This is a genomic window from Xanthobacter autotrophicus (assembly GCF_030015065.1).
Lineage (GTDB): Bacteria > Pseudomonadota > Alphaproteobacteria > Rhizobiales > Xanthobacteraceae > Xanthobacter > Xanthobacter autotrophicus_D.
In genome coordinates this window covers 112195-129536 of sequence record NZ_JAIVFN010000001.1, presented here as the reverse complement: position 1 = coordinate 129536, position 17342 = coordinate 112195, and the positions used below count along the sequence as shown (strand labels likewise).

The window sequence follows — 17342 nt, the reverse complement described above, 5'->3', positions numbered from 1 at the left end:
GGTCTGGTCCGGCCGGGCCGGTCCGCTTGAAGCGGTCTCCAAGGCGCGGTTTCCATTGCGCGGTTTCCACGGGGCGGACGACAACACATCGAGGCGATATGGTCGACGAAAGCAGGTTCCGCTACCGGCGTGATGAAGGTGCCGCGGAGGGTGGGCCGCGCCCCCGCTCCGCTCCGTCGTCCGCCGCGACGGGGAGTGATCCTCTGGCCGAACTGGCCCGGCTGATCGGCGACGACGATCCGTTCGACGACTTTCCGGGCGCCGATCCGGCCCGGCAGGCCACCGGCCCGAGCCGTTCTGCGCCCGCGCAGCGCTATGCGCCGCCGGCCGCGCCCGCTTATCCCGACCCGCGCATGGCGGCCCGCGCGCCGGCGCGGCCTCTGTCCCCGCCCGCCCCCGCTTTTTCCGACGAGGACGATGAGGAGGACTGGGAGGCCACGCCGCCTTCCGCTCCCGCTCCGCGTCCGCTCTCGCAGGGCGCCTCCGCGATGCCCGTACGGGCCGATGCCGCGCGCTATGGCGCCGCCCCCGCCCGTCCCGTGCCCGCCGCCGCGCCGGCACCGCGGCCGGCCAGTCCCTCGCTCTACGCTCCGCCGCCGGCCGCGCCCGGCGTGCGTGGGGCCGCCCCCCGCCCCGCGCAGCCGCAGACGGCGCCTTCGTTCGCTCCGGCTCCAGCTGCTGCGCGCGGCGTTCCCGACGCGGCGGTGCGCACCGGCTACGGCTCCCTCTCCCGCTCCGCGCCGCCGTCGAGCGTGCAGGGCCACGACGAGGACGACTACGACGACGATTATGACGACCTGCCGCCGGCCCGTCCGGCGGGCGCCTCGTCCCACGCTCCGCAAGGCGGCTATGCCCCCGCGCGCCATGATCGTCGGGACGATGCGCGGGGCGATTCCCGCTCCTATGCCGGCGGCTCCGCGCGCGACGACGACGAGGATGAGGCCGCCTATGCCTATTCGGCCGCCCGCCGCGACGATGACGGCTATGACGATTACGACGACACCTACGACCCCGAATACGGGGAAGACGGCTACATGCCGCCCCACGGTGAGGAGCTGTACGACGCCGAGCCGCGCCGCCGCAAAGGACGGCTTGCGTTGATTCTCGGCGTCTCGGTTCTGGGCTTGGTGGTGGCCGGCGTGGCCGGGGTGTTCGCCTACAACATGGCGGTGGGCAAGTCCGGCGTCACCGCAGCGGGCACGCCGCCGGTGATCAAGGCCGATTCGGCACCCGCCAAGACCGCCACGCCCACGCCGCAGACCGCCGATGGCGGCCAGAAGATGATCTACGATCGCATGGGCGCCAACGCCGGCAACGAGCGCATGGTCTCCCGCGAGGAGCAGCCTGTGGATGTCACGGCCGCCGCCCGTGCCCTTCCGCAGGAGCCGAGCGCGCCGCCGCCCACGCCCATGCAGGCCACCCAGAACCTCACCGAGCCCAAGAAGGTGCGTACCGTGGCGGTGCGCGCCGACGGCAGCTTCGCCCAGAACGTGCCCACCAGCTCGGTCTCGGCCTATGCGGCGACGCAGAACCCCATTCCCGCCGGCCTGCCGGACCCCAACCCGGTGACCACCGTGCCCGCGTCCGCCCCCGCCCAGACGGCGGCGACCACGCCTTCGCCGTCCAGCGCCGGGGCCTATGTGGTGCAGGTCGCCTCCCAGCGGTCGGAGGCCGATGCCATGGGCTCATGGCGCGCCTTGCAGACCAAGTATCCGAACCTGCTGGGCAACTACAGGGCCACGGTGAAGAAGGCGGATCTGGGCGACAAGGGCATCTATTACCGCGCCCAGGTCGGCCCCTTCGCCACCCGCGACCAGGCCAACGAACTGTGTCAGTCCCTGCGCGCGCAGGGCGGCGACTGCGTCGTCAACAAGAACTGACGACGACTCGGCGCCAGATCCGAGTGAGAAAGGCCGCCTTCGGGGCGGCCTTTTTGGTGAGGGCGCGCCGGTCAGTCCGCCTTGAGCGGCACCCCGAGCCGGCCCGCCAGATCCTGCACGAACTGGAACGCGGTGCGGCCCGAGCGGGCGCCGCGGGTGGTCGCCCATTCCAGCGCCTGCGGGCGCCATTCCTCTTGCCCCACGCCAAGGCCGTGATGGGCCACATAGCCTTCCACCATGGCAAGGTATTCGTCCTGGCTGCATTTGTGGAAGCCGAGCCAGAGGCCGAACCGGTCGGAGAGGGAGACTTTCTCCTCCACCGCCTCGCCGGGATTGATGGCGGTGGAGCGCTCGTTCTCCATCATGTCGCGGGGCAGCAGGTGGCGGCGGTTGGAGGTGGCGTAGAAGATCACATTGTCCGGCCGCCCCTCGATGCCGCCTTCCAGCACCGCCTTGAGCGACTTGTAGGAGGTGTCGTCGGCATCGAAGGAGAGGTCGTCGCAGAACACGATGAAGCGGTGCGCGGAAGCCCGCACGAGGCCCATGAGGGCGGGCAGCGCCTCGATGTCCTCGCGGTGGATCTCCACCAGCTTGAGGCGCGCCGGGGCCTGCGCGGCGAGGTCGCGGTTGATCCGCGCATGGGCCGCCTTGACGAGGGAGCTCTTGCCCATGCCGCGCGCGCCCCACAACAGGGCGTTGTTGGCCGGCAGGCCGCGGGCGAACCGCGCCGTGTTCTCCACCAATTGGTCGCGCACCCGGTCGATGCCCTGGAGCAGGTCCATCTCCACCCGGTTCACGCGCGGCACCGGCTCGAACCGCGGCGGCTCGTTGTGCCAGACGAAGGCGTCGGCGGCCTCGAAATCCGGCGTCGGCACGGCGGGCGGGGCGAGGCGCTCCAGCGCATCGGCGATGCGGGCGAGCAGCTCCAGCGTTGCAGCGGTGGCGATCGCAGGGTCCGGCTGTTGTGTCATCTTGATCCTCCCGCCGGGGGATTAGGACGGGCGGCAGACCGCCGCAAGGCGCTGCCGCGCCGGTGTTGCGCAAAAGCCATGCGGCACGCGCATGCTCGAAAAATGCCGCGCCGCAGCAATCTCGCCCTAACTTTTCCGCACCCATGATGGAAGTCGCCATCTGGCGCTGCCGATCCGCGCCATCGTTCCAGCCGGGCCATGGAGTCTTTTGCCGATGATGCCACGCGCCACCGCAGCGCTGCTTGTGCCGGTCGTTCTGGTCGCCGCTGTGCCCGCTCGCGCGGATTCCAGCAGCGAGACCAAGAAGACGCTGAATGCCGACGGCAGCGTCTCCATGACCTATTGGAGCGCGGTGGAGGACATTGGCACCGTGTTCGGCATGGACCTGTCCAAGGCGGCGGCCAGCGCTGCGCCGGCGGTTGCGTCCGGCGCCAGCGATCTCGGTGGCACCGCCTATGCCAAGGTCACGCTGTCCCAGCTGCCCGACTGGCTGCTGTGGCAGAAGGGGACTGTGAACGTCTCCCTCGATCCCAATGGCGCCACCGGCAAGGTGGCCACCACCCTGTCGCGGACCGTCACGCTGTCGAGCGGGCTCGATGCGACACTGGCCGATACCTATCGCGTGGCGTCCGGTTCGGAGACGTGGGAGACCGACAAGTCCGTCAGCCTCAAGCTGGTGGAGACGGGCACCACCTTTTCCCTCGCCACCAAGGCCACGCAGGAGACGCCCACCCTGCTGCCCAGCCTCAGCGCGCAGCAGAAGGTGCTCGGCGACGTCACCGTCACGACCTCCATCGCCGATACCGGTTCGACGCTCAACAAGAGCATCACCGCCGGCTTCTCCCACCGCTGGTGAAGCCCGCCGCCGCTCAGCCCCAGACGATGGCGGCGAGGAAGCGCGAGGCTACCAGCAGCAGGAACAGGCCGAAGCCGATTTCCAGCTGCCGGCGCCCCAGCCGGTGCGCGAGCCGGGCGCCGAACGGCGCCACCAGAGCCGCCACCGGAGCGATGCAGACAAATCCGATCACCGAGACATAGCCCACCGAGAATGGCGGCAGCTGGGACAGGTGCGGCCAGCCGGCCACGGCGTAGCCGATGACGCCCGGGATGGGGATGATGATGCCGATGCCGGCGGAGGTGGCCACCGCCGCATGGATGGGCACCCCGTAGAGCAGCAGGATATTGGTGGCGATGCCGCCCCCGGAAATCCCCACCAGCGACGAAGCCAGGCCGATGACGAAGCCATAGGCGCGCATGGCGCCGGGCCCGGGCAGGTGCTCGGCGATGCGGATGTCGTTGCGGCCGAGCAGGCTTTTCAGGCCCAGCAGCGAGATGACCACAACGAACACCGCCTGCAGCACCCAGCCCGCCACCACCGCCGCGATGGCGCTGCCGGTGAGGATGCCGGCGATGGCCGGCACCCGCCAGCTGCGCACCACGCCGGGCAGCACCGCGCCCTTCTTCATGTGGGCGTTGTGGGAGGAGATGGCGGTGGGGATGATGATGGCGAGCGAGGTGCCGACGCACAGCTGCATGCGCAGGCCGTCATCCACTCCCAGCACGCCGAAGACCTCATAGAGCACCGGAACGATGACGCCGCCGCCGCCGATGCCCAGCATGCCGGCGATGAGCCCCGTGAGCACGCCACCCGCCAGCATCGCTCCTGCGAGCATGACGATGTCGTGGGTGGAGATGGAGGCGAGCATGGGGGCAGGTCCGTCAGATGGGACGCGACAGGCGGGATGCCGCAGCAGTGACGCCGATCGGCGCGCCTGTCCACCGCCGCGCCCGCATGCGCCGGCGCGGGAGCCGCGCATGGCGTGCAGATCACGCCGGCAATCCGGGAGGCAGGGAGGGGATCAGGCCGCGACCGGCTGGCGCCGGCGCACTTGGTCCACCGCCGCGCGCAGCACGTCGAGCCCGGCGCCGGGCCGGATGGCTTCGGTGGAGAGGTGGCGCCGGAAGATGCGGGCGCCCTTGCGGCCCGTAAACAGGCCCAGCATGTGGCGGGTGATGTCGGAGAGCCGGCCGCCCGCTTCCAGGTGGTACGCGACATAGGGCTCGAACGCCTCCACGGCGGCGAAGCTGTCGACATGGGGCGCGGGCGCGCCGAACAGCAGCGGGTCCACGCCGAGGAGCAGCTCCGGGTCCTGATAGGCGGCGCGGCCCAGCATCATGCCGTCGAGGCCGCGTGCCTCCTCCATCCCCTGGGCGAGGCTGGCGATGCCGCCGTTCAGCGCGATCGGCACATGGGGCAAGCGGGCCTTCAGCCGCCGCACGCGGTCATAGTCGAGGGGCGGGATGTCCCGGTTCTCGCGGGGCGAGAGGCCCTTCAGCCAAGCCTTGCGGGCATGGACGATAAGCGCGTCCGTGCCCGCCGCCACCACGGCGTCGGCGAGCCGGTCGAGGGCTTCCTCGGGGTCCTGGTCGTCCACGCCGATGCGGCACTTGACGGTGACGGGGATGGCGACGACGGCCTTCATGGCGGCGACGCAATCGGCCACCAGTTCCGGCTCGCGCATGAGGCAGGCGCCGAAATTGCCACCCTGCACCCGGTCGGACGGGCAACCCACATTGAGGTTGATCTCGTCATAGCCGAAATCCGCGCAGATCCGCGCCGCCTGCGCCAGCTCGGCCGGATCGCTTCCGCCCAGCTGCACGGCCACCTTGTGCTCGTCGGGCGAGAAGCCGAGCAGGCGCGCGCGATCGCCGTGGAGGATGGCGGGGGCGGTGACCATCTCCGTATAGAGCCGCGCATGGCGCGAAAGGGTGCGGTGGAAGGCCCGGCAATGGCGGTCCGTCCAATCCATCATAGGGGCCACGGCAAATCTAAAGGCCTGAAATTCCGTCATTTCTTTGTGGATCGTGAAGCTTGGTCGTGTCGCGATGTACTCGATTTTAGGCCGCGATACGCCTCATTTTCGTTTGCTGACGCGTCCGTGCATACGGAGCGCACATGGGTTAGCCATCATCACTAAACCAAAATCCGGCTCCTGGAGAGCCCAGATCCGTCGGGCTGGGATTGCGTCAACGAAAGCTCGGTGACGAAGTCGCTCGTGGCCCGGAAGTCCGGCGGCACGCCCTTCGCGCCTGCGTCCGTTTCATTCCATGCGGGTTCGGCGCACCCGCTCGATCCGGGTCGTGCCTCCAAATTCACCATTTGGCCGTCGAAATGTAATCATAAGCGTAATTATTACTCAAATCACAAACTGAAAAGAGCGAAAGACGAAGGATAATGGCGGCAAGCCAGGCTTGACTGCAATGTTGATTTGACGGCTCTCAAGTCCGATTGAATATGGCTATTGCGCCATCTGATTTTATTTTGGCGTCTTACATGGGAGATAGCCATGGGCATGCAGTCGATGGTCGATTTCAAGTGGCCGGGGCTCACGCGTCCGGATGGTGAACGCATCACGATGAATCGCGGCGCCTTCGTTGCCGTCGATCGCCACAGGGACATCGGCTACGATCCCATCTACCGTCCGCAGGCCCTCTATCATCGCGCGCTGGAAGGTCTTCGCGCCAACAATGACGCTTTCCTGCTGCAGGAGGTCGCGACGAACCTCCCGATCTACCGGCAGGACACCGGGCCGACGGATTTTCATCTCCACCTTCCGCCGGGCGGCTTCCAGCTCGTCCTCGTCACCTCCGGCATGTTCACCTTCGACTATGATGGAATGCTCCATTATGTCGGCCCCGGCGCAGTGATGCTGCAGAGCGCCATCGTGCACCGCCAGCTGTTCTACACCTGGTCGGGCCTGTCGATGGAGGAGAACCTGAAGACGCCGCAGACGGTGGTGCCCGATCCCCTGTGCATGGGCTATTCCGGCAAGTTCATCGAGGCGTTCATCACCGATCCCTCCACCTTCCCCAACCCGACCGTCGTCGGCCCCGAGGATATCCGCGAGGACGAGACGCCCCGCACCGCCTGGAAGCACCCGTTGCACAACCGCCCCACCGGCGCCGGCTTCTGGTTCCAGGATCCGCTGACGCTCAACGCCCTGTTCCGCGCCTATCCCGCGGACGCCCTGGGCCCGGTGGCCTCGCCCCTGCCGGTCCATGTGCGCGATCTCGGCATCGAGGCGCCGAGCGGCAACCTGGTGACCGGGCACATCATCGCTACTGATCCGCGCGGCAAGGCTCTTTTGCCCAAATCGACCGCAGCGGCCGATGTCCAGGGCCTCGCCAAAGGCGAGGTGGTGGTCTATCGCATCATCCGCGGCACCGCCGGCTTCTCGGACGGCTCGGGCAAGCTCCTGGAGCTCGCCACGGGCGATACCGTCACCGCCGGCGGGGGCGCACTTGCGCTGGCGGAGATCGGCGAGGACACGCAGATCCTGCGGCTCGGCCTCCTCAAGGGGATCGAGGACCTCAAGATGTGGACGCCCACCCAGCGCGACGAGATCGACGGGCTGGCGGGCCAGATCATCACCCGGTCGAGCCTGCGCAATGACAGGCTGTCCGGTAGCCCAGTCGGCTATCTATACGAGTAGGACGATCCGGCCGATGCGGCCCCTCCGAGGTCGCGCCGGGATGTGGGAGCAGGACGGTACAATAGAAACGATTTGGTGAAGGCGAGGCCGCCGACGTCGCAGCCGCGACCGGCATCTCCTCAGGATGCGGTCTCGCCTTGGGAAAAAGGTGACAGACGGTGAACATGGCAAGTGGGACCGAAGCCCGGGTGGAACGCGCCGGGCTGTACATCGCGCGTGCTCTGCACGATTTCATCGAGACGGAGGTTCTGCCCGGCAGCGGCATCGAGGGGGAGGCGTTCTGGGTCGGCCTGTCCGCCATCGCCCACGATCTGGCGCCGCGCAATCGCGCGCTCCTCGAGCAGCGCGAGGATCTGCAGAAGACGCTCGATCAGTGGTATCGGGACAACGGCGCCCCGATCGACATTGATGCCTACAAGGCTTTCCTTGCCAAAATCGGCTATTTGGTGCCCGAAGGCCCCGCCTTTGCCGTGACCACGGCCAACGTGGACCCCGAGATCGCCGAGGTCGCCGGGCCGCAGCTGGTGGTGCCGGTGATGAATGCGCGCTACGCCCTCAATGCCGCGAACGCGCGCTGGGGCTCGCTCTATGACGCGCTCTACGGCACCGATGCCATTCCGGAAAGCAACGGCGCCGAGAAGGGCAAGGGCTACAATCCCGGCCGCGGTGCCAAGGTGATCGCCTGGGGCCGCGCCTTCCTCGACGAGAGCGCCCCGCTGAAGGACGGCTCGTGGTCGGGTGCCGGGGCGCTCTCGGTGAAGGATGGCGCGCTCGTCGTCGGCGCGACCGGCCTTGCGGATCCGGCCCAGTTCGCCGGCTATCGCGGCGAGCCGTCGGCGCCCTCCGCCGTGTTGCTGAAGAGGAACGGCCTCCACATCGAGATCGTGGTGGATCGCGCCAGCGTCATCGGCAGGGACGACAAGGCCGGCATCTCCGACCTCGTGCTGGAAGCCGCGCTCACCACCATCCAGGATTGCGAGGATTCCGTCGCCGCCGTGGATGCGGAGGACAAGGTCGTCGTCTACCGCAACTGGCTCGGCCTGATGACGGGGGACCTCAAGGAGGAGATCGCCAAGGGCGGCCGCACCTTCACCCGCGCCCTCAACCCCGACCGCGAATACACCGCCCCGGACGGCAGCACGCTGGTGCTGCCCGGCCGCTCGCTGATGCTGGTGCGCAACGTCGGGCACCTCATGACCAATCCGGCCATCCTGCTGAAGGACGGCTCGCAGATCCCCGAGGGCATCATGGATGCGGCCGTCACCGCGCTCATCGCCCTGCGCGACATCGGCCCGAACGGTCGCCGTGCCAACAGCCGCACCGGCTCCATGTATGTGGTGAAGCCCAAGATGCACGGGCCGGAGGAAGTGGCCTTCGCGGTGGAGATCTTCGACCGCGTGGAGGACCTGCTCGGCCTCGCCCGCAACACCATCAAGATGGGCATCATGGACGAGGAGCGCCGCACCACGGTGAACCTCAAGGAGTGCATCCGCGCCGCTTCGAGCCGCGTCGCCTTCATCAATACCGGCTTCCTCGACCGCACCGGCGACGAGATCCACACCTCCATGGAAGCCGGCCCCATGGTCCGCAAGGGCGACATGAAGCAGGCCGCCTGGATCGGCGCCTACGAGAACTGGAACGTGGATACGGGCCTCGAATGCGGGCTCGCCGGCCACGCCCAGATCGGCAAGGGCATGTGGGCCATGCCGGACATGATGGCCGCCATGCTGGAGCAGAAAATCGCCCATCCCAAGGCGGGCGCCAACACGGCCTGGGTGCCGTCTCCCACCGCCGCCACCCTGCACGCCACCCACTATCACAAGGTTGACGTGCATCAGGTGCAGGCGGCGCTGCGCAGCCGCCCCAAGGCGAAGCTGGACGACCTCCTCACCATCCCGGTGGCGGTGCGGCCGAACTGGACGCCCGAGGCGATCCAGGAGGAGCTGGACAACAACGCCCAGGGCATCCTCGGTTATGTGGTGCGCTGGATCGACCAGGGGGTGGGCTGCTCCAAGGTGCCGGACATCCACGATGTCGGCCTGATGGAGGACCGCGCGACCCTGCGCATTTCCTCCCAGCACATGGCCAACTGGCTGCGCCACGGCGTGTGCACCGAGGCGCAGGTGATGGAGACCATGAAGCGCATGGCGGCGGTGGTGGACCGGCAGAATGCGGGCGATCCGCTCTACCGCCCCATGGCGCCGGACTTCGATGCCTCCATCGCCTTCAAGGCCGCCTGCGACCTCGTCTTCAAGGGCCGCGTGCAGCCGAGCGGCTACACCGAGCCGCTGCTCCACCAGCGCCGGCTGGAGCTGAAGGCTGAGCTCGCAAGCCAGAGCTGACGGCCCATTTCCGGCCTGAACCGAAGTGCGACAGTCACGTCGCGCTTCGGTCGTCCGGGAGAACCCGCCCTTGCGGTGGCTTTGAGCCCAAGGGAGGGCTGGGACATCCGGTCCGCGACCGACCGGTTCCGGGGAGGGGACGCAGGAAATCCATGCCAACTGCCGTTCCGCCCAGCGGGCTTATCATGCCACGCGAATCCTGCTCTCGGTCATGGCCGCAGGCTCTCGCAATGCTCCAACGGAGGCTGCGCCGCGTTCTCTTTCTCAAGCCTAGACGGCGATGCACCGAGCCAATTGGGTCAATTTGCTCGGATCGCGCTCCAGTAAAATTGCTTCAGATGTTCAGGACCGGCACGGGTGCCGTCAGCTTCCACAAGCTGGACAGCCGAGGGGGATACATTTTGCCCCGTGTCTGAGGGCTGAACAATCTCCCTCCTCCTGCAAAAGGCTTGTCGGCATTGGGGTCGCACGCTTCGCCGCAGGCAAGAGAGCGGGCGATGTTGCGCCAATGGTTGTGCCAATCTACAAACGCTCCTAATAGTTGTGTGATCCTCCCATCGTTCCGCACCGGTTGTGTGGAACGGGCGTCATCAGGACGCTTCAAAAGGAGGTAAGATGTTGAATATCCTTCAGGCGCCGGGCACCGCTTCGGGCCAGACGGCGGTTGCCGGCAGCTTCACCGCCACCGGCAACAGCGCCACCTTCACCCCCATCCCCGGCCGCGGCTTCAACGTTTCGCTGTGGGGCACCTTCGTCGGGACCGTGGTGGTCGAGCGGAGCTTCGACGCTGGCACCACCTGGCTGCCCATCACCGGCGCGGGCGTGGCCCTCTCCACCTTCGGCGGCCCGGTCTCGGAAATCTTCGAGGAGCCCGAATACGCCGTCGAGTACCGGCTGCGCTGCGCGTCCTTCGGCTCCGGCACCATCAGCTACCGGATCAGCCAATGAGCATCGACGGCATCGCGCGCGGGCTGGCAGCAGCCCCGTGGACGCGCCTGCGTTCACCCAATCTGGTGGCGACGCTGGGCGACAGCCTTGCGGCGTCGCTCCATCTCGACAGCAACAGGCGCAATCTCTGCACGCGCTCGCAGCTGGCCTGGGCCAGCGTGCTCAGCGGCAGCCGGCTGCGCTTCGTCACCTCCAGCGGCGGCAATTTCGGCTGGTCCGGCGAGCGCACGGACCAGATCATGGCGCGCCTGCAGGCCACCATCAATTCGGGGGCGGGCACGGTCATCCTGATCGCCGGAACCAACGATGTGGGCCAGCTCTACCCGACCTCGGGCACCTGCGCGGCAACGGCTGCGGCCAACATCGCGATCATGGCGCGCGCCATCGTGAATGCGGGTGCGCAGGTGGTCATCGAGCTGCCGCCGGGCTCGGCGAACTACACGGTTACGCAGATCGGCATCCTCAACGAGCTGAACCAGCGGCTGACCGAGTTCGCTCTCACCATGCCGCGCGTCTATCTTCACGACGCCTCGAAGATGATCCTCAACCCGACCAATTCGACCTCGGCCCTCGCGCCGAAGCCGAACTATTTCTACGACCTGACCCATCCGCAGGGGCTGGGCGCCTATTACTGGGGGAAATCGCTGGCCAATCTGCTGTCGCAGATCATTCCGCCTTATCCGCGCTTCGGCCATCTCGACCTCACGGATGTCCAGCCGACCGCGTTTCTCTCCAACGCCCTGTTCGTCACCCAGTCCGGGGGCACGAACAGCATCGGTGCGGCGCTCACGTCCGGCGCGGTGCCGGCCAGCTGGGAGCTGAACCGTTCCGGCTCGCCGACGGTGGCCATCACCTACGGCACCGATGACGGCGCACCCCTCGATCCCTCCATCGGCAGCAAGGCGATCCTGACGATCACCTTCACGGCGGCCGGCGAGCGCCTGTACCTGCGCCAGTCGGTCTCCACCGGGCTGTGGAATCCGGGAGACGTGTTCGATTTCGGCTGCCGGATGCGGCTGGTGTCGGGGATGTCCGCCGTGGCCGCGACGCGCATGTTCGTGCCGGTGGCCCTCGACGGGGTGGAACTGGCCAATTACTCGATGATCGAGGCCGCTCCGTCCGAATACGGCCCCGACGAGAGCTACACCCTCGATCACGTGATCGGGCCGGTCACGGTTCAGGCCGGCACGGCGAAGAACTGGCTCGTCCCGCGTGCCGAGATCGTCGCGCGAACGGCGGGGACGGCGGTGGTCGAGGTCTCGCGCTTCGCCATGCGCCGGCGCATCTCGGCCTGATGGCGGCGCGGCCGGGCGTCAGTTGCGCCCGGCCGCGAACACCTGGATCGGCAGCTGGAGGGGAGCGGCAATCACCGTTCCCACCGCGCCGCCCATGGCCTGGACCGTGTCCGCCCCGGGCGCGCCGTCGTCCGAGATGCTCTGGCCGGCCATCAGCCGGTCGCCGAGCAGGCGGACCATGTCGGGCTGGGTCGCGAACTTGCTGTGGTTGAGCGCGTCGCCCCCCTGCAAGGCGGTGAGGTCCAGAACGACGATGCCCGTCGCCTGTTCGAGGCGCGCGCTGTAGTCGGGATTGGTGAGGTCCACCGCGCCCACGCGCGTCACCTGTCCGGCGAGCAGGCGGGAAATGCCCAAGGCCTGGTCGTTGCGGGAGACGAAGATCGTCAGGTGCGGCCGCTTGGGTCCCAGTTCCTGCATCTGCCGCTCGAACACGTCGATGTCGAGGTCGGGGGAGGCAAGCACCACATTGGTGATCTTGGCCGGCACCCGCCCGTCGGTCAAAGCCAGCTGGCGCAGGGATTCCATGGCGAGCCAGGCGCCCATGGAATGGGCGAGCACCACCACCTCGTCCACCTGCGGGCTCCTGACCGCCGCCGAAAGCACGTAAGTCAAGTCCGAACGCGAGAAATTGGCGCTTTCCCGGTCGTAGATATAGTCGGTGACCCGCCCGCGGGACGGCCAGGTGAACAGCACCGGCATGTAGTCGGCGCTGGTATCGTGGATGAACTGGGCGAAGCGGAATACGGACGCGTCAAAGCGGGTGTTGAAGCCATGGACGAAGACCAGCACCCGGCGTTTGGCGCGTGGCTGCTGCTGGAACCAGGACCTGACCTGCTTGGCGGGGATGGGGTCCACCCGCGTCACGGCGAATTCCCGCGACGGGTCCGCGGGCACCCGGCTCGGCCACTGGATCGAGCCGACCTCCCGATTGGGCGGGATGGAGACGACGATATTGGTGAAGGCGAGGCCGTTGCCTCGCTCGCCGGTGAAGAGCACGCCCTCGGCATCGCTGGGCGCACGGGTGGTGGCCACCAGCATGTCGACGGGCTTGCCGGCCTGGGCACCGGACGAAGCATTGATCTCGACGGGAACCAGCACGCCTTCCGGCCGCGCGCAGGCTGCAAGCGCGAGCATCAGCAAAGGCGCAATCCGCCGCGTCCACGCGCGAAATGTCCCTCGTCCCTGACCGCTCACGCTCGCCACTTCGGCCCCCAAAATGCGGTGAACCCCTGAAGCCCCACCGCAATCCGGCGTCTTTTGTAGGGAATGCGGCCGACAAAGCAAGCGGACACACCCCATGGCGGCGAGCCAACCCCGCGCCCTTCCGCCGGCCGGCTTCAAGCCGTAGTGTTCAACTCGGTACCGAGTCCGGAATACGACATGCCAAAAACCGTGACGCTCCCCAATGGCGAAACCGTGCCCGCCCTCGGGCAGGGCACCTGGTACATGGGTGAGGGCGCATCCGCCCGCAAAGGCGAGGTGGCGGCCCTGCGCGCGGGGCTCGATCTCGGCCTCACTCTTCTGGATACCGCTGAAATGTATGCGGATGGCGGCGCCGAGGAGGTGGTGGGCGAAGCCATGGCCGGCCGGCGCGGCGAGGTGTTCCTCGTCAGCAAGGTCTATCCCCACAATGCCAGCCGGGCGGGCGTCGAGGCCGCCTGCGAACGCAGCCTTAGGCGGCTGAAGACCGATGTGATCGACCTCTATCTCCTGCACTGGCGCGGCAGCCATCCCTTTGCCGAAACCATCGCCGGGTTCGAGGCGCTGAAGGCGGCGGGCAAGATCCGCATGTGGGGCGTCAGCAATCTCGACACCGACGACATGGAGGACTTGCTGGCGGCGCCGGGCGGGCGCGCCTGCGCCACCAACCAGGTGCTTTACAATCCGAGCCGGCGCGGCCCGGAATTCGATCTGCTGCCCTTCCTCGCCGAAGCCGGCATTCCGGCCATGGCCTACAGCCCCATCGAGCAGGCTCGCCTGCCGCGCGGCGGCGCCCTGGGCGCTGTGGCGAGGAAGCACGGCGTGGACCCGTTCCAGGTGGCCCTCGCCTGGGTCATGCGGCGCGGAGACGTGATCGCGATCCCCAAGGCCAGCCGCATCGCCCATGTGGAGATGAACGCCGCCGCCCGCGACCTCGCGCTCGATGCGGACGACCTCGCCGCCATCGACCGAGCCTTCCCCGCGCCACGCCGCAAGGTGGGGCTGGAGATGCTTTAGGCGCGGGGGACTTCGAGCCGTCGTGGAACTCAGGCGGGGCTGCGGCGTTGATGCCGGGTCGGAGTACGGCTGGAGGGCCGCATCCCTGAAAGGGGAGTTTCCGCCATGTTCCACACCATCCACCGCTACGCCATCGGCGCCGCGAGCCTCGGCATCGCGCTGGCCATCGCTGGCCCGGCGCAGGCCCAGTCGCCCACACCGGGCGGGATGCGGTCTGCGAGCGCCGAGGAGACGTATCGCGACATCGAGCAGACGCTCGGCCTGGTGCCGAGCTTCTTCAAGGCCTTCCCCGACGCCGGCATCGCCGGGGCCTGGGCTGAGTTCAAGTCGGTGCAGCTCAACCCGCAGACCAAGCTGTCCGGCAAGGAGAAGGAACTGATCGGGCTTGCGGTCGCGGCGCAGGTACCGTGCCATTATTGCGTCTATTTCCACACCGCTGCGGCCCGCCTTTACGGGGCGAGCGAGGAGGAAATCCGCGAGGCCGTCGCCATGGCCGCCATTACCCGCCACTGGAGCACCGTGCTGAACGGCATGCAGGTGGACGAGGCGCAGTTCATGAAGGAGACCGACGCCGCCATCGCCAAGGCGGCCGACAAGATGAAAGCCAGCGCGGCATCCGCGCCGGGCACGGGCCGCTAGAGCGCGATCCGATCAGATTGAATCAATCTGATCGGTGAATCGCCCTCTAAACGCAAGAAAGAGAACGCGTTGTCCGATCAGCTTGCGATGCAAGCAGATCGGCGCGTGCTCTAAAGCGCTTTCGAGCGAGGCGGCGCCCGTTCGGGTGAGGAAAGTGCGTCCACGCAGAGAGGTAGGCGTTTCCCCGAAACGGGGGAACGCTCTGAAGCCTGCGCCCGTCCGACATTCAGCGCTCCGCGGCGCCGCGCATCACAAGGCGGTCGCCGCGGAATTCAAAGCCCTGGAGCCGTGACAGGAAGCTCATGCCGAGCAGGCTGGTGCGCAGCATGCCGGGCGGAGAGACGAGGGCCGGCACCCGGCGCTCCACGATGCCGCCGATATGGATGTTGTCCAGCACCACGGCCGCGGCGCGGGTGCGTCCGCCGGCGGTGTCCACGGGCACGTCGTATTTCAGGAAATCCACCGGCAGGCCGGCGGCCTGCGCCGCCTCGTGGGTCAGCACCACGGAGGAGGCGCCCGTATCCACCAGCATGTTCAGGCTGGTGCCGTTGACGGCCGCGCGCACGGCGAAGTCCCCGCCAGCCGCGCGCGTCACCTCCACCACGGAGCTGCCGGACTGGGCGACGTTCACCGCATAGCCCGGCGCCAACTCCGCCAGCACGCGCCGGCCCACCTGGGCCAACGGCTCGCGATAGGTGTAGCCGAGGGCGAGGAGGGCGGCGAGCACCAGCCAGAAGGCGGCGGCCACGAGCGATTCGCCGATGCGGCCGCGCACCACCGACCACAGCCCCGCGCCGATGAAGACTGCGATGGCCAATTGGCTCACCAGCGCACCGAACTGGTTCAGGTCGATGCCCGCCACCTCGCCCTGCTCGTGATGCACCGCAAGCACCACAACGCCGCCGAGCAGGCCGATCAGCAGCATCCACAGGAGCCGGTCGCTACGCATGGTGTCAGTCCGGAGCGCAATCGCGCACCTGCGCCTTGAGCCGGGCGAGGCGCTGGGGGAGGGTGGCCATGATGGCGGCGCGCATATCGTGCGAAAAAGAGGTCCAGGCGCCGATCTCGCGCAGCGAACGGCCACAGCTGAGGCACAGCCCGCTCAGCGGTTCCACCGCGCACACCTTGATGCAGGGCGTGGCGATGGCGTTCGTCTCGGACGCGGTCTTCTGTACGGTCAATGGGACATCGCTCGCTGGATCTGGTCACCAAGCCGGGACGACTCGGGTCCCGCATTACCTGCCTGGAAAGATAAGCACGCCGAGGAGGAAGACAATCACTGCCACCTGCTGGGTGGCGCCGGCCACGTCCCCGGTCTGCCCGCCGATGAGCCGGCCTGATATCCAGGTCATCGCGAACAGGGCCAGCAGCGGGGCAACGAGCCCGGCGAACGCGGTGGAAATGCCGAAGCCCGGCACCAGGATCACCGCCACCAGCAGCGCCGCCACCAGCCCGCATGCAAGGCCGGCGGCCTCGGACGGACGGCCGAAGGAGGCCCCCGCGCCATCGGTGCGGGCGGAGGGCAAAGCCAGCAGGAGGAGCACGCCCGCCGCGCGCGAGGCCGCTTCCGCCGCCACCAGCGCCAGTGCCGCCCGGAACGGGCCGGCCGAGGTGACGAGCGCCTCCAGCGCCGCCACCCGCAGCAGCAGCGCCAGGACGAGGGCCGAGCCGCCATAGGTGCCGATGCGGCTGTCGCGCATGATGGCGAGGCGCTGGGCCCGGTCCCGTCCGCCGCCGAGGCCGTCCGCCGTGTCGGCGAGGCCGTCCTCGTGGAACGCGCCGGTGGCGAGCACGAGGGCGGTGACCGCCAGCCCGGCTGCGAGGAAGGCCGGCAGCTTCAGCGCCACGGCACCGACCAGGACCAGCGCGCCGACAAGGCCGATCCCCGCGCCTGCCAGAGGGATGGCATAGGCGATGCGGTCGAGCTCCGGCATGGCGAAGGCGTCCGCCTCGCCCCGCCGCGCCGGGATGGGCAGCCGGGAATAGAAGCGCAGGGCGGCGACGATATCTTGTCCGATCCGTTCGGGCTGCATGGTGTTCCGGCTGGCCGTGGCGGGGGCGCGCCGGGTCGAGCCCGCCGCCCGCCCTTGGGAGCCTGTCTTGCCGTCCGGGTCAAGGGGTGGGGCGGATGGGGCAGCGCGCCTCACTGGCCAAAAGGCGCGTCTTGCCCCTATATGCCCGGCACGGACGGGCTTTTCGGCCCGGCCGACGCCGTGCTTTGGAGGCATCGAGATCATGTCCGGCCTAACGAGGTCCAGCGACGGGCTGGACGAGCGCCGTCGCCGCATTCTGTTCCGCTCCTGGCATCGCGGCATGCGGGAGATGGACCTCATTCTCGGCGGCTTCGCCAATTCCGAGATCGAGGCCCTGTCCGACGCCGACCTCGACGCCTTCGAGGCGCTGCTGGAGCCCGAGGACCAGAAGGTCTTCTCCTGGATCAGCGGCAGCGAGCCGACGCCCATCGAATTCGACACGCCGCTGTTCCGCAGGATCTGCGACTTCCACATGTCCGGGCGCGGCCTGCCGGCCTGACCGCGCCCTGTGCCAAGGGCCAATG

The 17342-nt window shown here is 68.3% G+C and carries 16 protein-coding genes; 9 read left to right on the top strand and 7 right to left on the bottom strand.

Annotated elements, in window-relative coordinates; all coding sequences use genetic code 11:
* The first annotated feature begins 98 nt into the window (after window positions 1–98).
* The gene (locus tag K9U40_RS00590; protein ID WP_282888378.1) at window positions 99–1880 is read left to right on the top strand and encodes an SPOR domain-containing protein; all 1782 of its coding nucleotides are present in this window, start codon (window positions 99–101) and stop codon (window positions 1878–1880) included.
* Between the two features lie 71 nt (window positions 1881–1951).
* Here the strand turns inward: K9U40_RS00590 and K9U40_RS00585 are convergent, their stop codons facing one another.
* Window positions 1952–2851, bottom strand: a complete 900-nt coding sequence (locus K9U40_RS00585; RefSeq protein WP_282888377.1) for an ATP-binding protein — start codon at window positions 2849–2851, stop codon at window positions 1952–1954.
* A 214-nt stretch (window positions 2852–3065) separates the two neighbouring features.
* Between K9U40_RS00585 and K9U40_RS00580 the strand changes: the two genes are divergently transcribed.
* Complete coding sequence (locus K9U40_RS00580; RefSeq protein ID WP_282888376.1) at window positions 3066–3707, top strand: hypothetical protein; 642 nt, start codon at window positions 3066–3068, stop codon at window positions 3705–3707.
* Window positions 3708–3720: 13 nt separating this feature from the next.
* Here the strand turns inward: K9U40_RS00580 and K9U40_RS00575 are convergent, their stop codons facing one another.
* Entirely contained in the window at window positions 3721–4557 is an 837-nt protein-coding gene (locus K9U40_RS00575; RefSeq protein ID WP_282888375.1) for a sulfite exporter TauE/SafE family protein, read from the bottom strand.
* 153 nt (window positions 4558–4710) lie between these two features.
* A complete protein-coding gene (gene dusA, locus K9U40_RS00570) occupies window positions 4711–5703 on the bottom strand; it encodes a tRNA dihydrouridine(20/20a) synthase DusA (RefSeq protein ID WP_282888374.1) in 993 nt (330 codons plus the stop codon).
* 495 nt (window positions 5704–6198) lie between these two features.
* Between dusA and K9U40_RS00565 the strand changes: the two genes are divergently transcribed.
* From K9U40_RS00565 to K9U40_RS00550, 4 genes are all read left to right on the top strand, one after another.
* Window positions 6199–7344, top strand: coding sequence for a hypothetical protein (locus tag K9U40_RS00565; protein ID WP_282888373.1), 1146 nt, complete (start codon window positions 6199–6201; stop codon window positions 7342–7344).
* A 164-nt stretch (window positions 7345–7508) separates the two neighbouring features.
* Complete coding sequence (locus tag K9U40_RS00560; RefSeq protein ID WP_282888372.1) at window positions 7509–9686, top strand: malate synthase G; 2178 nt, start codon at window positions 7509–7511, stop codon at window positions 9684–9686.
* 615 nt (window positions 9687–10301) lie between these two features.
* Complete coding sequence (locus K9U40_RS00555) at window positions 10302–10634, top strand: hypothetical protein (protein ID WP_282888371.1); 333 nt, start codon at window positions 10302–10304, stop codon at window positions 10632–10634.
* On the top strand, window positions 10631–11929 hold the full coding sequence (locus K9U40_RS00550) for an SGNH/GDSL hydrolase family protein (protein ID WP_282888370.1): 1299 nt from the start codon (window positions 10631–10633) through the stop codon (window positions 11927–11929). Before K9U40_RS00555 ends, K9U40_RS00550 begins: the two co-directional genes overlap by 4 nt.
* Before the next feature lie 18 nt (window positions 11930–11947).
* Here the strand turns inward: K9U40_RS00550 and K9U40_RS00545 are convergent, their stop codons facing one another.
* The gene (locus K9U40_RS00545) at window positions 11948–13063 is read right to left on the bottom strand and encodes an alpha/beta hydrolase (RefSeq protein WP_282888369.1); all 1116 of its coding nucleotides are present in this window, start codon (window positions 13061–13063) and stop codon (window positions 11948–11950) included.
* A 246-nt stretch (window positions 13064–13309) separates the two neighbouring features.
* On the opposite strand from K9U40_RS00545, the gene K9U40_RS00540 reads away from it, so the two are divergent.
* Together K9U40_RS00540 and K9U40_RS00535 are read left to right on the top strand one after the other, a co-directional pair.
* Window positions 13310–14146 (top strand): aldo/keto reductase, encoded by an 837-nt coding sequence (locus K9U40_RS00540; RefSeq protein WP_282888368.1) that lies wholly within the window; start codon window positions 13310–13312, stop codon window positions 14144–14146.
* Window positions 14147–14251: 105 nt separating this feature from the next.
* Window positions 14252–14785 carry a carboxymuconolactone decarboxylase family protein gene (locus K9U40_RS00535; protein ID WP_282888367.1) on the top strand — a complete coding sequence of 178 codons (534 nt, stop codon included), beginning with the start codon at window positions 14252–14254 and terminating at the stop codon, window positions 14783–14785.
* Between the two features lie 226 nt (window positions 14786–15011).
* On the opposite strand, the gene K9U40_RS00530 is transcribed toward K9U40_RS00535, so the two are convergent.
* The 3 genes from K9U40_RS00530 to cobS are packed head-to-tail and all read right to left on the bottom strand — an operon-like array spanning window position 15012 to window position 16818.
* A complete protein-coding gene (locus K9U40_RS00530; RefSeq protein WP_282888366.1) occupies window positions 15012–15734 on the bottom strand; it encodes a retropepsin-like aspartic protease family protein in 723 nt (240 codons plus the stop codon).
* Between the two features lie 4 nt (window positions 15735–15738).
* Window positions 15739–15966, bottom strand: a complete 228-nt coding sequence (locus tag K9U40_RS00525) for a DUF1289 domain-containing protein (RefSeq protein ID WP_282888365.1) — start codon at window positions 15964–15966, stop codon at window positions 15739–15741.
* Between the two features lie 54 nt (window positions 15967–16020).
* Window positions 16021–16818: an adenosylcobinamide-GDP ribazoletransferase gene (gene cobS / locus K9U40_RS00520; RefSeq protein WP_282888364.1), complete on the bottom strand. Its 798-nt coding sequence runs from the start codon at window positions 16816–16818 to the stop codon at window positions 16021–16023.
* 202 nt (window positions 16819–17020) lie between these two features.
* Between cobS and K9U40_RS00515 the strand changes: the two genes are divergently transcribed.
* Window positions 17021–17317, top strand: a complete 297-nt coding sequence (locus K9U40_RS00515) for a succinate dehydrogenase assembly factor 2 (protein ID WP_282888363.1) — start codon at window positions 17021–17023, stop codon at window positions 17315–17317.
* Window positions 17318–17342 lie beyond the last annotated feature (25 nt).

What these genes read in the sequence shown, in the direction of transcription:
- K9U40_RS00560 (WP_282888372.1), top strand. Translation starts at nt 7,509, where the DNA reads ATGGCAAGTGGGACCGAAGCCCGGGTGGAACGCGCCGGGCTGTACATC.
- dusA (WP_282888374.1), bottom strand. Translation starts at nt 5,703, where the DNA reads ATGACGGAATTTCAGGCCTTTAGATTTGCCGTGGCCCCTATGATGGAT.
- K9U40_RS00540 (WP_282888368.1), top strand. Translation starts at nt 13,310, where the DNA reads ATGCCAAAAACCGTGACGCTCCCCAATGGCGAAACCGTGCCCGCCCTC.
- K9U40_RS00580 (WP_282888376.1), top strand. Translation starts at nt 3,066, where the DNA reads ATGATGCCACGCGCCACCGCAGCGCTGCTTGTGCCGGTCGTTCTGGTC.
- K9U40_RS00585 (WP_282888377.1), bottom strand. Translation starts at nt 2,851, where the DNA reads ATGACACAACAGCCGGACCCTGCGATCGCCACCGCTGCAACGCTGGAG.
- K9U40_RS00535 (WP_282888367.1), top strand. Translation starts at nt 14,252, where the DNA reads ATGTTCCACACCATCCACCGCTACGCCATCGGCGCCGCGAGCCTCGGC.
- K9U40_RS00565 (WP_282888373.1), top strand. Translation starts at nt 6,199, where the DNA reads ATGGGCATGCAGTCGATGGTCGATTTCAAGTGGCCGGGGCTCACGCGT.
- K9U40_RS00550 (WP_282888370.1), top strand. Translation starts at nt 10,631, where the DNA reads ATGAGCATCGACGGCATCGCGCGCGGGCTGGCAGCAGCCCCGTGGACG.
- K9U40_RS00530 (WP_282888366.1), bottom strand. Translation starts at nt 15,734, where the DNA reads ATGCGTAGCGACCGGCTCCTGTGGATGCTGCTGATCGGCCTGCTCGGC.
- K9U40_RS00555 (WP_282888371.1), top strand. Translation starts at nt 10,302, where the DNA reads ATGTTGAATATCCTTCAGGCGCCGGGCACCGCTTCGGGCCAGACGGCG.
- K9U40_RS00590 (WP_282888378.1), top strand. Translation starts at nt 99, where the DNA reads ATGGTCGACGAAAGCAGGTTCCGCTACCGGCGTGATGAAGGTGCCGCG.
- K9U40_RS00515 (WP_282888363.1), top strand. Translation starts at nt 17,021, where the DNA reads ATGTCCGGCCTAACGAGGTCCAGCGACGGGCTGGACGAGCGCCGTCGC.
- K9U40_RS00545 (WP_282888369.1), bottom strand. Translation starts at nt 13,063, where the DNA reads ATGCTCGCGCTTGCAGCCTGCGCGCGGCCGGAAGGCGTGCTGGTTCCC.
- cobS (WP_282888364.1), bottom strand. Translation starts at nt 16,818, where the DNA reads ATGCAGCCCGAACGGATCGGACAAGATATCGTCGCCGCCCTGCGCTTC.
- K9U40_RS00575 (WP_282888375.1), bottom strand. Translation starts at nt 4,557, where the DNA reads ATGCTCGCCTCCATCTCCACCCACGACATCGTCATGCTCGCAGGAGCG.